This is a genomic window from Priestia sp. SRI_019, assembly GCF_057586255.1.
In genome coordinates this window covers 1329874-1342592 of record NZ_JBYCZN010000002.1, presented here as the reverse complement: position 1 = coordinate 1342592, position 12719 = coordinate 1329874, and the positions used below count along the sequence as shown (strand labels likewise).

The window sequence follows — 12719 nt, the reverse complement described above, 5'->3', positions numbered from 1 at the left end:
TTTTGGAGCATAGCCTTTAAAATTGAGAGATAGATTAGGTAATCGCTCGCGAACGGAGGGATTGAGTTTGACGCCTGAGACAATGATAGATCATCGTGAAAAAGCGTATGCGTTGTTAAAAGCTGATGCAGATAAGATTTTGCAATTAATTCAAGTTCAAATGGATAACTTAACAATGCCACAATGTCCTCTTTATGAAGAGGTTTTAGATACACAAATGTTTGGTTTATCAAGAGAAATTGATTTTGCAGTTCGTCTTGGTTTAATTGATGAACGTGTTGGAAAAACATTGCTAGACCGCCTCGAGCGTGAACTTTCTGCACTGCATGAAGCGTTTACAAAAAAATAAAAATCACGCGATCGAAACTCAAACTATATACAAACGTAGTTTGAGTTTTTTATTACAGGTGGTTGAAATTTCCTGATTTACTCAAATTTGTACATAAAAGATGAAACGAAACAGAAACACGTCATTTTTAAAGGAAGAGGGTTATGGTAAAAAAAATATTTAGGCATTTTGACTATTCGATTGTAATTCCAGTGCTGCTTCTTTGTGCGGTTGGACTAGTTATGGTTTACAGTTCAAGTATGATTGTAAGTATTACAAGATATCATACGTCAAGCGATTTCTTTTACAACAGACAAAAAATGTGGCTTGCTTTTACGCTTGTATTGTTCATTTTAACAATGCTAACACCTTACAAGCTGTATCCTAAAATACTGCCTTATGCGATTCTAGGCATTTTTGTACTGCTTTTGCTTGTGTTTGTAATGGGTCATACGAGTAACAATGCGCAAAGTTGGCTGCAGCTTGGCGGGGCAAACATGCAGCCGGCTGAGTATGCCAAGCTTGTTGTCATTTTATACTTATCGTATGTTTTGTCTAAAAGGCAAGAGTATATTGACAACATCAAAAAAGCTTTTTTTGGACCTATGGGTCTTGTATTTTTAATATTAGGCTTTGTAGCTATTCAGCCTGACCTTGGAACGGGATCAATTATTTTTGCTATTGCCGTGACAATTATGCTATGTTCGGGAATCTCTAAAAAAACCTTTTTCCGCATGCTAGCACTAGGTATCATTTTGCTTACGGTAATTATTACAATTGGTTTTTTTACAGGTCAGTTTACTGCCAATCGAATTGGCCGTTTTACCGGTGCATCAGATCCGTTTGCCAATGCTCAAGGAACTGGTTATCAGCTGGTTAATTCATATTTAGCAATAGGTACAGGAGGCTTAAAAGGCCTTGGTTTAGGAGAAAGTGTACAAAAGTATGGTTATCTTCCGGAGCCCCATACCGATTTCATTATGGCTATTATTGCAGAAGAATTAGGGTTCTTTGGAGTTATGCTCGTGCTGGGTCTTTTAGGCTTCTTAATTTTCAGGATTTTAATGCTGGCTAAAAAATCTCAGGATCCGTTTGCTAGCATGATTTGTATTGGAGTAGCCAGTATGATAGGTATTCAAACAGGCATTAACCTTGGAGGGCTTACGGGACTCATTCCGATTACCGGCGTCACGCTTCCGTTTATCAGTTACGGAGGGTCTTCGCTGCTAACGCTGATGGTATCTATGGGAATTATTGTAAATATTTCGTTTTTCGTAAATTATCAAAATAAAAAACAGAAAAATACGGAAAATATTGTGCTACATCCGAACAATACATCAACAACAAGCGATTGATTTTCGTGAAAAAAATTGTGTAAAAAAAGCAAAAATTTATTGGAGTTTTATCATTTTCCATTGATTTTTGCTTTTCTTTTATCTAATTTTGCTATATATTGAAGTTTATACGAAATTGAGAGGAGATTAGCAACATGAGTTTTGTAACTAAAAAAATCAAAAAAGTATTAGTAGCAAACCGAGGAGAAATTGCGATTCGTGTATTTCGAGCATGTACTGAACTGAATATTCGGACTGTTGCAATTTATTCTAAGGAAGACGCAGGTTCTTATCACCGTTACAAAGCGGATGAAGCCTATTTAGTAGGAGCGGAGAAAAAACCGATTGATGCTTATTTGGATATAGAAGGCATCATCGACATTGCTAAGTCTCATGATGTAGATGCTATTCACCCTGGCTATGGTTTTTTGTCAGAAAATATCCAATTTGCGAAACGTTGCGAAGAAGAAGGCATTATTTTTATTGGCCCAAAATCCAAGCATCTTGATATGTTTGGCGATAAAGTAAAAGCACGTCACCAGGCTATTCATGCAGATATTCCCGTTATTCCTGGTACGGATGGTCCTATTGATTCAATTGACGAAGCAAAAGAATTTGCTAATCAGCATGGATATCCTCTAATGATCAAAGCGGCTTTGGGCGGAGGCGGTCGAGGCATGCGTATCGTTCGCGATGCAGACAGCCTGAATGAAGCTTATGACCGTGCCAAATCAGAAGCAAAAGCGGCTTTTGGTAATGATGAAGTGTATGTCGAGAAATTAGTTGAAAATCCAAAACATATTGAAGTGCAAATTTTAGGTGATGAACAAGGAAATGTTGTGCATCTTTATGAGCGCGACTGTTCTGTGCAGCGTCGTCACCAAAAAGTAGTAGAAGTAGCACCAAGTGTTTCTATAGATGAAGACTTACGTCTCCGCATTTGTGAAGCAGCTGTGCAGCTGATGGAAAAAGTGCAGTACATAAATGCTGGTACAGTAGAATTTTTAGTATCAGGAAATGATTTTTATTTTATTGAAGTAAATCCACGTGTTCAAGTAGAGCACACAATTACTGAAATGATTACAGGTATTGATATCGTTCAATCGCAAATTTTAATTGCAGACGGCTATGCACTTCACAGCAAGGAAGTATCCATTCCTGCACAAGATCAAATTCACGTACATGGATATGCGATTCAATCTCGTGTAACGACAGAAGATCCGTTAAACAATTTTATGCCGGATACGGGTAAGATTATGGCTTATCGTTCTGGTGGCGGTTTTGGCGTACGCTTAGATACGGGAAACAGCTTCCAAGGTGCTGTAATTACGCCTTATTATGATTCACTGTTAGTAAAAGTAACAACATGGGCATTAACATTCGATCAAGCCGCATCAAAAATGGTACGGAACTTAAAAGAATTTCGTATTCGAGGAATTAAAACAAATATTCCGTTTCTTGAAAATGTAGTGAAGCATGATAAGTTCTTAACAGGTGCTTATGATACATCATTTATTGACACAACGCCTGAACTTTTTGTTTTTCCGAAGCGAAAAGACCGCGGAACTAAAATGCTTACATACATTGGGAATGTTACGGTAAACGGATTCCCAGGTGTATCGGAAAAGAAAAAGCCGATCTTTACGAAACCGCGCGTTCCTAGTGTGGATATAAGCAAACCAATTCAAAACGGAACAAAGCAGATTTTAGATGAAAAAGGCGCTGAAGGGCTAGTAAATTGGGTGAAAGAACGCAAGGAAGTGCTATTAACGGATACAACCTTCCGTGATGGCCATCAGTCTCTTTTAGCAACGCGTATCCGTACAAACGACTTAAAACAAGTAGCTAACCCAACTGCACGCTTGCTTCCAGATTTATTTTCTATGGAAATGTGGGGGGGAGCAACGTTTGATGTCGCTTATCGATTCTTAAAAGAAGATCCGTGGGATCGCTTGCTTACTTTACGTCAACAAGCGCCAAACGTTCTTTTCCAAATGCTTCTTCGCGCGTCAAATGCGGTTGGATATAAAAACTATCCTGATAATGTAATTAAGGAATTTGTTGAAAAATCAGCTTATGCAGGTATTGATGTTTTCCGTATCTTTGACAGCTTAAACTGGGTGCAAGGAATGACTCTTGCAATTGACTCTGTTCGTCAAACAGGAAAGATTGCAGAAGCAGCGATGTGTTATACAGGTGATATTTTAGATCCGACGCGCCGTAAGTATGATTTGGATTACTACAAGAACTTAGCAAAAGAGCTTGAGCAGTCTGGAGCACATATCCTAGGCATTAAAGATATGGCGGGTCTTTTAAAACCACAGGCAGCTTATGATTTAGTATCGGCTCTAAAAGAAACGGTTGATATTCCAATCCACCTTCATACGCATGATACAAGCGGAAACGGTGTATACACGTATGCAAAAGCAATTGAAGCAGGCGTAGACATTGTAGACGTAGCCGTAAGCTCAATGGCAGGCTTAACGTCTCAGCCAAGTGCTAACTCTCTTTATTACGCATTAGAAGGTGCGGACCGCAGACCAAATCTGGATATTAAAAATCTAGAACAGCTTTCGTACTATTGGGAAGACGTGCGAAAATATTACCAAGACTTCGAAAGCGGCATGAACGCTCCTCATACGGAAGTGTACGAGCATGAAATGCCAGGCGGTCAATATAGCAACTTACAGCAACAAGCAAAAGCAGTTGGTTTAGGAAACCGCTGGGATGAAGTAAAAGATATGTATTCACGCGTGAATTTGTTATTTGGTGATATTGTAAAAGTTACGCCATCATCAAAAGTAGTTGGAGATATGGCATTGTTTATGGTCCAAAACAACTTGACAGAAGAAACGCTGTTTGAGCGCGGTGAAACGCTTGACTTCCCGGATTCAGTTATTGAATTGTTTGAAGGGTATTTAGGACAGCCTCACGGGGGATTCCCTAAAGAGCTTCAGCGCATCATTCTAAAAGGCAGAAAACCTATTACAGTTCGTCCTGGAGAACTGTTAGAAGATGTGGATTTTGATGCAGTGAAAGAAAAGCTGTTTAAAGACTTAAATCGTCAAGTAACGAGTTTTGATGCCATTGCTTATGCGCTGTATCCAAAAGTATTTATGGATTATCACAAAGCAGTCGAACAATACGGGGACATTTCTGTTCTTGATACTCCGACTTTCCTATACGGCATGCGTTTAGGAGAAGAGGTTGAAATTGAGATTGAAAAAGGAAAAACCTTAATTGTCCGCCTTGTATCCATTGGAGAACCGCAGGCAGACGGTACGCGAGCGGTATACTTTGAATTGAACGGTCAGCCTCGTGAAGTCGTGATTAAAGACGAAAGTGTCAAAACAACCGTTACGGCAAAACAAAAAGCCGACCAAGCAAATCCAGCCCACATCGGCGCTTCAATGCCTGGAACCGTTATTCGAGTAGTAGTAGAAAAGGGCGATAAAGTCTCAAAAGGTGATCACTTAATGATCACAGAAGCAATGAAAATGGAAACAACCGTGCAAGCACCATTTGACGGCGTGATTAAACAAGTACACGTGTCGAATGGAGATGGCATCCAGCCGGGAGATCTATTAATTGAATTAGAAAGCTAATTAAAAAAGGTACGAGCTCTGAGCTCGTACCTTTTTTGATCAATTATGTGTATGACGCGTTGCAATTAAGGTTAAGTAGCTTAATACACCGAATAGGAAAGAGATAATTAAAGAATGAGCAAGCGCGAGCTCTAGCTGCAGACGTGTGACAACAACAAGCATACCGGAAACCGCCTGAAAAATAACTAGAATGAGAGCGGCTAACCATCCGTAAAAAATATTTTTTTGATGGCGATAATATTTAACTGCATGGATAAAGGCAGCTAATATCCATACAAACGTTAAAACAGCAGCGAATCGATGTCCCATTTGAATCCACTGATTCAAATCAACAGGTAGCCAACCGTTTCCGTTTGAACAAAATGGAACGTCTGGACAAGCCAAGCTAGCTTCTTTATGGCGAACAAGCGCGCCCGTGTACACAACAGCATACGTGTATAAGATAACCCCGTAAATGTGTTTTTTCATTTTAGAGCCTAGCTGTATATTAATTGAGTCGAGCTTTTGATCCACTTCAAAGATAATAAGTGTTAACAGCAGCACAGAAGCAAACGAAATAAGGGAAATACCAAAATGAAGAGCAAGCACTGCGTCTGATTGCCCCCACATAACAGCAGCAGCCCCAATTAATGCTTGCAGTACTAGGAAGAAAAAAGAGATAAACGCTAAAGGTCTAACTTCTTTTATATGTCCTAGTGAAATCCATGCCCATATGCATAAAGCGAGCACAAGAAAGCCCGACACGCCAGAAACTAAGCGGTGGCTTAATTCAACAACGGTTTCAAATGTTAAAGGGTCAGGAATGAGCTGTCCATTACACAGAGGCCAAGAATCTCCGCACCCGTCTGCTGAACCAGTTTTCGTGACAAGGGCACCGCCAAGCAGAATAAGTAACATGGCCATGCTCGTCACAACGGATAAAAACTTTAATCCAAGTCGCACAATAATCACCATCCTAAAAGCAAAGTAAGTAATATAACGAGCTAAACAATTTATCCTAATCTTTTTGTATATTAAACATAAATTTCATTTATTCTCCATAAACTTGATTGAATTTGTTATAATGGTAGAAAGTGTAAGGTTTGTTCATAAGTTTGACTCTGCAGATATGTAAAAGGTACCGTATAGAAAACTATTTTACTTGCACAAATATCTTTTAACAAGTCACAGGGACATGCATTTAGCTCATGACAAAAAAAATCCATATTTTTTTCATGAATTCTTCACAAAGTGACGGCAAAATATGGTTTAATAAACATGAGAAATAGATATTTCTCTACTATTTTATCGTTTACATGTGAAGCTTTTAAGTAGCTTTGGTGAGAGAAATATGACTTCTTTGTGAACAAAGAGGAGATTTTTGTAAAAATATGTTGAAAACGCCTTCATTTATAGACTCTTTATTTACTAGATAAAAGTCTGTGGATGAGTAAAGGAGGAAGCGCCATGGAAGATTCAAAAATGGTGGAAGATTCAACGCTTTCTGCATCGCCTAACACAGCTTATGTAAGCGAAAATAGTTCCGTTTGGTCAGATTTTTTAGCTACGATTAAAATTGGAATAGTCAACTCAAATTTCATCACCACCTTTACTGGTTTTTGGCTAGCTCTTTTCTTCAACGAACAACACTTCTTAGAAAACCTGGATAAAGCATTTTTTACTTTAATAGGTTCTTCACTTATCATCGCCGGTTCATGCAGTTTGAACAATTACATAGATCGTGACATTGACCCTCTAATGGAACGAACAAAGGGACGACCTACAGTGACAGGGAGTTTTGCACCTTTGACGGTCCTTGGGATTGGAATCGGTTTTACGTTAACCGGCTTGCTTATGCTACTAGTTGTTTCTTCCGTAGCCGCTCTCATCGGATTAGCAGGAATACTTACATATGTAGTTCTTTACACCATGTGGTCCAAAAGACTATACACAATTAATACAGTAATCGGAAGTATATCAGGCGCTGTTCCGCCTTTAATTGGATGGGCCGCTATCGATCCCAATTTACATGTAGTAGCTTGGGTATTATTTCTAATCATGTTTATTTGGCAGCCGCCTCATTTTCTAGCTCTTGCTATGCGAAGATGTGAAGAATACCGGGCAGCGGGAATCCCTATGTTGCCTGTTGTACACGGGTTTGAGCTGACAAAACGACAGATTCTCATTTGGATTGCTTGTTTGTTGCCATTACCTCTTTATTTATACGAATTAGGCACTCCATTTCTAATTTTGGCCACTGTTTTAAACATAGGATGGCTATTTTTAGGATTTGCTCAATACAATAAACAAGAAGACACAAAGTGGGCTAGCATGATGTTTGTCTACTCACTAAACTATTTAACTATTTTATTTGTCTCAATGATTGTCGCAACGCTTTTTGCCTAGATAAAATCTTTCACTGAATGCGACACTGCACAAGGGGGATTTCTTCTACATGTAGAATTCATTATAGAAGGAATAAGTTTTATGCTCAAGAGGGCATAGATGAAATCACGTCAATGAAAGAGAGGTTGGGGAATGGTATGAAAAAATGGCGATTGAACTTTCGTGTTTTGTCGTTATTTACGCTGCTTGCATTCGTGTTATCGGCCTGTGGAAAACCGTTTTTGTCAACACTTAAGCCTGCAGGTGAGGTAGCTGAAGAACAATATTCGCTTATGCTGCTTAGTACAGCCATCATGGTTTTAGTTATTATTGTTGTCACCATTATCTTTATATTTGTTATTCTGCGCTTTCGTCGTCGCAAAGGCGAAGAAAATGTGATTCCAAAGCAAGTAGAGGGGAGCAGAAAGTTAGAAATTATATGGACAGTGATTCCTATCTTGCTGCTGATTATTTTGACTGTTCCAACGGTCATCTCCACATTTAAGCTAGCGGATGTAAAAGGAATGAAGGACAAAGATGCTGTCGTAGTAAATGTGCGCGCTAACTTGTACTGGTGGGAATTTGAGTATCCTAATCAAAAAATTATTACATCGCAAGATCTAGTTGTTCCAACGGATAAAAAAGTCTACTTTAATATTAAAGCTTCTGACGTCAAGCACTCATTCTGGATTCCTTCAGTTGGAGGAAAGCTCGATGCTAACACAGAAAATGATAATAAATTCTGGCTAGTGTTCGATTCTAAAAAATCGAAGGAAGCTAACGGGGTTTTCTACGGAAAATGTGCTGAGCTTTGCGGTCCATCTCATTCTCTTATGGACTTTAAAGTACGGGCTGTATCAAGCGGTGAATTTGATACGTGGGCAAAAGATTTGAAAAAAGCAAAGCCTGATGTAGAAACAGCATCCGCAAAAGCTGGTCAAGAGGTCTTTAATGAAAGCTGTATCGGATGTCATGCTGTTGACGTTAAAGATAATCGTCCAGAGCAAGCCCGTCAAGCACCAAACTTAGCCGGTTTTTCTGAACGTGAGCGTGTAGCTGGGGTGCTTCCTCACAACAAGGAAAATATCAAAAAATGGTTAAAAGACCCTGAAAAAGTTAAGCCGGGTAATAAGATGAGTGGTACATATCCTGACTTAACAGATGAACAAGTGAATGAGCTAGCAGACTATTTAATGAGTTTAAAAGAAAAATAAACGTCCAGTCGTTTTTAAAAGGGGAGGTTTAGCGATGAGTACACTCAGTCAAAAGAAGGGTGTAGGTGGAACAATTTGGGACTTTATGACAACCGTTGACCATAAGAAAATCGCCATTCTTTATTTAATTGCCGGCGGTATCTTTTTTCTAGTCGGAGGAGTGGAAGCGCTATTTATACGTATTCAGCTGGCTATACCAAGCAATGACTTTGTCAGTGCAGGAACGTATAACGAAATTTTAACAATGCATGGAACAACAATGATTTTCTTAGCCGCAATGCCGCTTCTTTTTGCCATGATGAATGCAGTTGTTCCGCTGCAAATTGGAGCTCGAGATGTAGCATTTCCGTTTTTAAATTTGTTAGGTTTTTGGTTGTTTGCCTTTGGGGGACTCTTTTTAAATCTAAGCTGGTTTTTAGGAGGAGCACCTGATGCAGGTTGGACATCATATGCTTCGCTGTCTATTGCATCACCTGGTCACGGAATTGATTTTTATGCGATAGGTTTGCAGATTTCCGGAGCCGGGACATTGATTTCAGGTATCAACTTTCTCGTAACAATCATTAACATGAGGGCGCCAGGTATGACTTATATGCGTATGCCGCTGTTTACGTGGACGACGTTTGTTGCATCAGCTCTTATTTTGTTTGCGTTTCCAGCACTAACGGTTGGATTGTTTTTAATGATTTTTGACCGCTTATTCGGGGGAAACTTTTTTGACGCCACAATGGGTGGGAACACCATTATCTGGGAACATCTTTTCTGGATATTCGGTCATCCGGAAGTATATATTTTGATTCTTCCAGCGTTTGGTGTTTTCTCTGAAATTTTACCTACTTTTTCAAGAAAGAGATTATTCGGGTACTCGTCGATGGTTTTTGCTACCGTATTAATCGGATTTTTAGGGTTCATGGTGTGGGCTCACCACATGTTCACAACCGGACTTGGTCCAATTGCAAATGCCATTTTTGCTGTCGCTACGATGGCTATCGCCGTTCCAACTGGAATTAAAATTTTCAACTGGCTGTTTACGCTTTGGGGAGGAAGTATTGAGTTTACTTCTCCAATGCTGTATGCTGTCGCCTTTATTCCATCATTTGTTATCGGGGGAGTAACAGGAGTTATGGCAGCTGTAGCACCTGCAGATTATCAATTTCAAGATTCTTATTTTATCGTTGCTCACTTCCATTACGTTATCGTAGGCGGTGTCGTATACGCTATATTAGCAGGTGTCACATACTGGTGGCCAAAAATGTTTGGGAAGATGTTAGATGAAAAGTTAAGCAAAGCAACGTTCTGGCTCTTTTTGATTGGTTTCCATTTAACGTTCTTTATTCAGCATTTCTTAGGCCTAATGGGGATGCCTCGCCGCGTATGGACGTTCTTACCTAATCAAGGTCTCGACCTTGGGAATGCAATCAGTTCATCAGGAGCTGCTTTCATGGCGGTTGCTACGCTCATTTTACTGGTTAATATTATAAAAACAACTGCCAAAGGACAAAGGGTAGGAGGAGACCCTTGGGGAGACGGACGTACATTAGAATGGGCTATTTCATCTCCGCCTCCAGAGTATAACTTTAAACAAACGCCGCTTGTACGGGGGTTAGATGCATATTGGATTGAAAAAATGGCAGGAAATAAAGAAATGACGCCAGCCGAACCCCTTGGTGATATTCATATGCCAAACTCGTCGTTTATTCCATTTATGATATCGCTTGGAATGTTTATTGCAGGGATTGGCTTTTTGTATCGAAATGATCATGCATGGGGAGATGTTGTAGGGATTATCGGAATGATCGTCATGTTTTTATCAATGTTCTTCCGTTCATGGATTGATGATCACGGCTTCCATATTCACAAAGAAGACTTAGTTGATGATGACAAGGAGGCGAAGATGTAATGGAGACTGAACAAAAGCTAACTGCTGAAACTTTCCCTGCTTCGCCTGAAAAAGCAACGCTTGAAGGGAAAAATAAATTTACTGGCTTTTGGCTCTTTTTAGGCGGAGAGACGGTTTTGTTTGCTTCACTTTTTGCTACTTATTTAGCTTTGCGTAATTCAACGATGTCAGGACCTAAGCCAGAAGAATTGTTTGATATTAAGCTTGTTTTTGCAGCCACCATGATTTTATTAACAAGTTCACTAACAAGCGTATATGCTATGTATCATATGAAAAATTTTGAATTTAAAAAGATGCAGCTATGGTTAGGCGTTACGTGGCTTTTAGGTTTAGCGTTTTTAGGGCTAGAAATTTATGAGTTCAGGCATTATGTTCATGAAGGACATACGTTTACAAGCAGCGCATTCGGTTCTTCTTTCTACGCGCTGGTTGGGACACACGGAGCTCACGTAACGTTCGGATTGCTTTGGATTGGTTCTTTGATGATTCGAAATGCGAAGCGAGGGTTAAACTTATATAACGCTCCTAAATATTATGTCGCAAGTTTATACTGGCACTTTATCGATGTTGTGTGGGTCTTTATTTTCACGGTTGTATATTTAATGGGAATGGTGGGATAAGCTGATGACGACAAATCAATCAAACTCAGATAACCCAAGGCTCAATTTAGATTATCGTAAAAAAAGAAACGCAGAAGATATGAAGATGCAAGTTATCTCTTTTGGGATGATGTTGTTTCTAACGCTAATTGCTTTTTTTGCGGTTTATCAAGAGTTTAGCGGATGGTACATTATGCCGGTGATTGTGCTCTTGGCCGTTGTTCAAGTCATCTTTCAACTTTATTATTTCATGCATATGAACCACAAAGGACATACCATACCAGCATTTTTCTTGTATTCAGGCGTATTGGTAGCTCTTTTAACCATTTTAGCTTTTGTAACCATTATTTGGTGGTAAAGAAAAGGGCTGGCATGCGCCAGTCCTTTTCATCATCTGTAGAAGGAGGAATAGACGTTGATTAACAATTTGCAGATGTTTGGTTTTGAAGCACTTTGGAGTCCTTACTATTTTTTAACCATTTGTCTGGTAACCGTCTTATATTTTTTTATTGTTGGTAGATGGAGAGGGAATTTTACAGGAGCGGTGGCCGTAAACAGAAAAACAAAATCGTATTTTGTTATTAGCATGGTTCTTTTATATATATGTAAAGGAGGACCTGTAGATTTACTGGGGCATTTTATGTTTAGTGCTCATATGACGCAAATGGCAATCGTTTACTTGGTGATTCCTCCGCTTTTTATTTTAGGAATTCCGCCGTGGTTAGCTCGTTCTGTTATTTATGTAAGAGGGGTTAAACCTATTTTTAAATTCTTTACAAAGCCCTTAATTGCGCTACTGTTATTCAATGGGTTATTTTCTTTGTATCATATTCCGCTGCTTTTTGATGTTATTAAAACGGATATGATGCTCCACGGAATTGTGAGTGTTGTATTATTTATCGCTGCATTTTGCATGTGGTGGCCACTCGTTAATCAGCTAGAAGAAGAACAAACGCTAAGTTCTCTAAAAAAGCTTGGCTACATTTTTGCAGATGGCGTACTCCTTACTCCAGCGTGCGCGTTAATTATTTTTGCAAATCATTCTTTATATGCGACGTATACAGACTCAAGCGCTTGGGTACAAGCTCTTTCCCTTTGTGTACCGCCTTCTATGATTGCCAGTTTAGGACAGCTTGCTCCCGAGATGTTTAATACGCTGCCGCCCGTGGAAGATCAGCAGCTAGGCGGCGTTATTATGAAGATCATTCAAGAAATTGTATATGGAACGGTTTTAGGCTTTATTTTTTTTCAGTGGGCTCGAAAAGAACGAGAGAAAGATACGTACATGCCCGATTTTACCGAGCCTCAAGATATAAAACCAAAGGAATTTCCGTCTACTCCTCCTTTGAATTAAAAAAAGCGCAGTCTAATTACT

The 12719-nt window shown here is 39.4% G+C and carries 10 protein-coding genes; 9 read left to right on the top strand and 1 reads right to left on the bottom strand.

Features of this window, described 5'->3' with window-relative positions:
- Positions 1 to 82 precede the first annotated feature (82 nt).
- The 3 genes from AC2YJL_RS17065 to pyc all read left to right on the top strand — a co-directional run bounded on the left by AC2YJL_RS17065 (position 83) and on the right by pyc (position 5267).
- The gene (locus AC2YJL_RS17065) at positions 83 to 349 is read left to right on the top strand and encodes an Fpa/YlaN family protein (RefSeq protein ID WP_370506486.1); all 267 of its coding nucleotides are present in this window, start codon (positions 83 to 85) and stop codon (positions 347 to 349) included.
- Positions 350 to 492: 143 nt separating this feature from the next.
- Positions 493 to 1683 (top strand): FtsW/RodA/SpoVE family cell cycle protein, encoded by a 1191-nt coding sequence (locus AC2YJL_RS17060; protein ID WP_014460986.1) that lies wholly within the window; start codon positions 493 to 495, stop codon positions 1681 to 1683.
- Positions 1684 to 1817: 134 nt separating this feature from the next.
- On the top strand, positions 1818 to 5267 hold the full coding sequence (gene pyc, locus AC2YJL_RS17055) for a pyruvate carboxylase (protein ID WP_230932079.1): 3450 nt from the start codon (positions 1818 to 1820) through the stop codon (positions 5265 to 5267).
- A gap of 39 nt (positions 5268 to 5306) precedes the next feature.
- On the opposite strand, the gene AC2YJL_RS17050 is transcribed toward pyc, so the two are convergent.
- Positions 5307 to 6209, bottom strand: a complete 903-nt coding sequence (locus AC2YJL_RS17050; protein WP_487374816.1) for a COX15/CtaA family protein — start codon at positions 6207 to 6209, stop codon at positions 5307 to 5309.
- Between the two features lie 504 nt (positions 6210 to 6713).
- On the opposite strand from AC2YJL_RS17050, the gene cyoE reads away from it, so the two are divergent.
- From cyoE to ctaG, 6 genes are all read left to right on the top strand, one after another.
- Complete coding sequence (cyoE, locus tag AC2YJL_RS17045) at positions 6714 to 7652, top strand: heme o synthase (RefSeq protein ID WP_230932081.1); 939 nt, start codon at positions 6714 to 6716, stop codon at positions 7650 to 7652.
- Between the two features lie 137 nt (positions 7653 to 7789).
- Positions 7790 to 8845 carry a cytochrome c oxidase subunit II gene (gene coxB, locus AC2YJL_RS17040; protein ID WP_013056079.1) on the top strand — a complete coding sequence of 352 codons (1056 nt, stop codon included), beginning with the start codon at positions 7790 to 7792 and terminating at the stop codon, positions 8843 to 8845.
- Positions 8846 to 8879: 34 nt separating this feature from the next.
- Positions 8880 to 10745 carry a cytochrome c oxidase subunit I gene (gene ctaD, locus AC2YJL_RS17035; protein WP_045293824.1) on the top strand — a complete coding sequence of 622 codons (1866 nt, stop codon included), beginning with the start codon at positions 8880 to 8882 and terminating at the stop codon, positions 10743 to 10745.
- Entirely contained in the window at positions 10745 to 11365 is a 621-nt protein-coding gene (ctaE, locus tag AC2YJL_RS17030) for a cytochrome c oxidase subunit III (RefSeq protein ID WP_013056081.1), read from the top strand. Before ctaD ends, ctaE begins: the two co-directional genes overlap by 1 nt.
- A 4-nt stretch (positions 11366 to 11369) precedes the next feature.
- Entirely contained in the window at positions 11370 to 11702 is a 333-nt protein-coding gene (gene ctaF, locus AC2YJL_RS17025) for a cytochrome c oxidase subunit IVB (protein ID WP_013082313.1), read from the top strand.
- A gap of 57 nt (positions 11703 to 11759) precedes the next feature.
- Positions 11760 to 12698: a cytochrome c oxidase assembly factor CtaG gene (gene ctaG / locus AC2YJL_RS17020; protein WP_230932082.1), complete on the top strand. Its 939-nt coding sequence runs from the start codon at positions 11760 to 11762 to the stop codon at positions 12696 to 12698.
- Positions 12699 to 12719: the final 21 nt, after the last annotated feature.

Bases quoted from the DNA above. Each gene is read 5' to 3' on its own strand.
- AC2YJL_RS17065 (WP_370506486.1), top strand. From the start codon at position 83: ATGATAGATCATCGTGAAAAAGCGTATGCGTTGTTAAAAGCTGATGCA.
- AC2YJL_RS17060 (WP_014460986.1), top strand. From the start codon at position 493: ATGGTAAAAAAAATATTTAGGCATTTTGACTATTCGATTGTAATTCCA.
- pyc (WP_230932079.1), top strand. From the start codon at position 1,818: ATGAGTTTTGTAACTAAAAAAATCAAAAAAGTATTAGTAGCAAACCGA.
- cyoE (WP_230932081.1), top strand. From the start codon at position 6,714: ATGGAAGATTCAAAAATGGTGGAAGATTCAACGCTTTCTGCATCGCCT.
- coxB (WP_013056079.1), top strand. From the start codon at position 7,790: ATGAAAAAATGGCGATTGAACTTTCGTGTTTTGTCGTTATTTACGCTG.
- ctaD (WP_045293824.1), top strand. From the start codon at position 8,880: ATGAGTACACTCAGTCAAAAGAAGGGTGTAGGTGGAACAATTTGGGAC.
- ctaE (WP_013056081.1), top strand. From the start codon at position 10,745: ATGGAGACTGAACAAAAGCTAACTGCTGAAACTTTCCCTGCTTCGCCT.
- ctaF (WP_013082313.1), top strand. From the start codon at position 11,370: ATGACGACAAATCAATCAAACTCAGATAACCCAAGGCTCAATTTAGAT.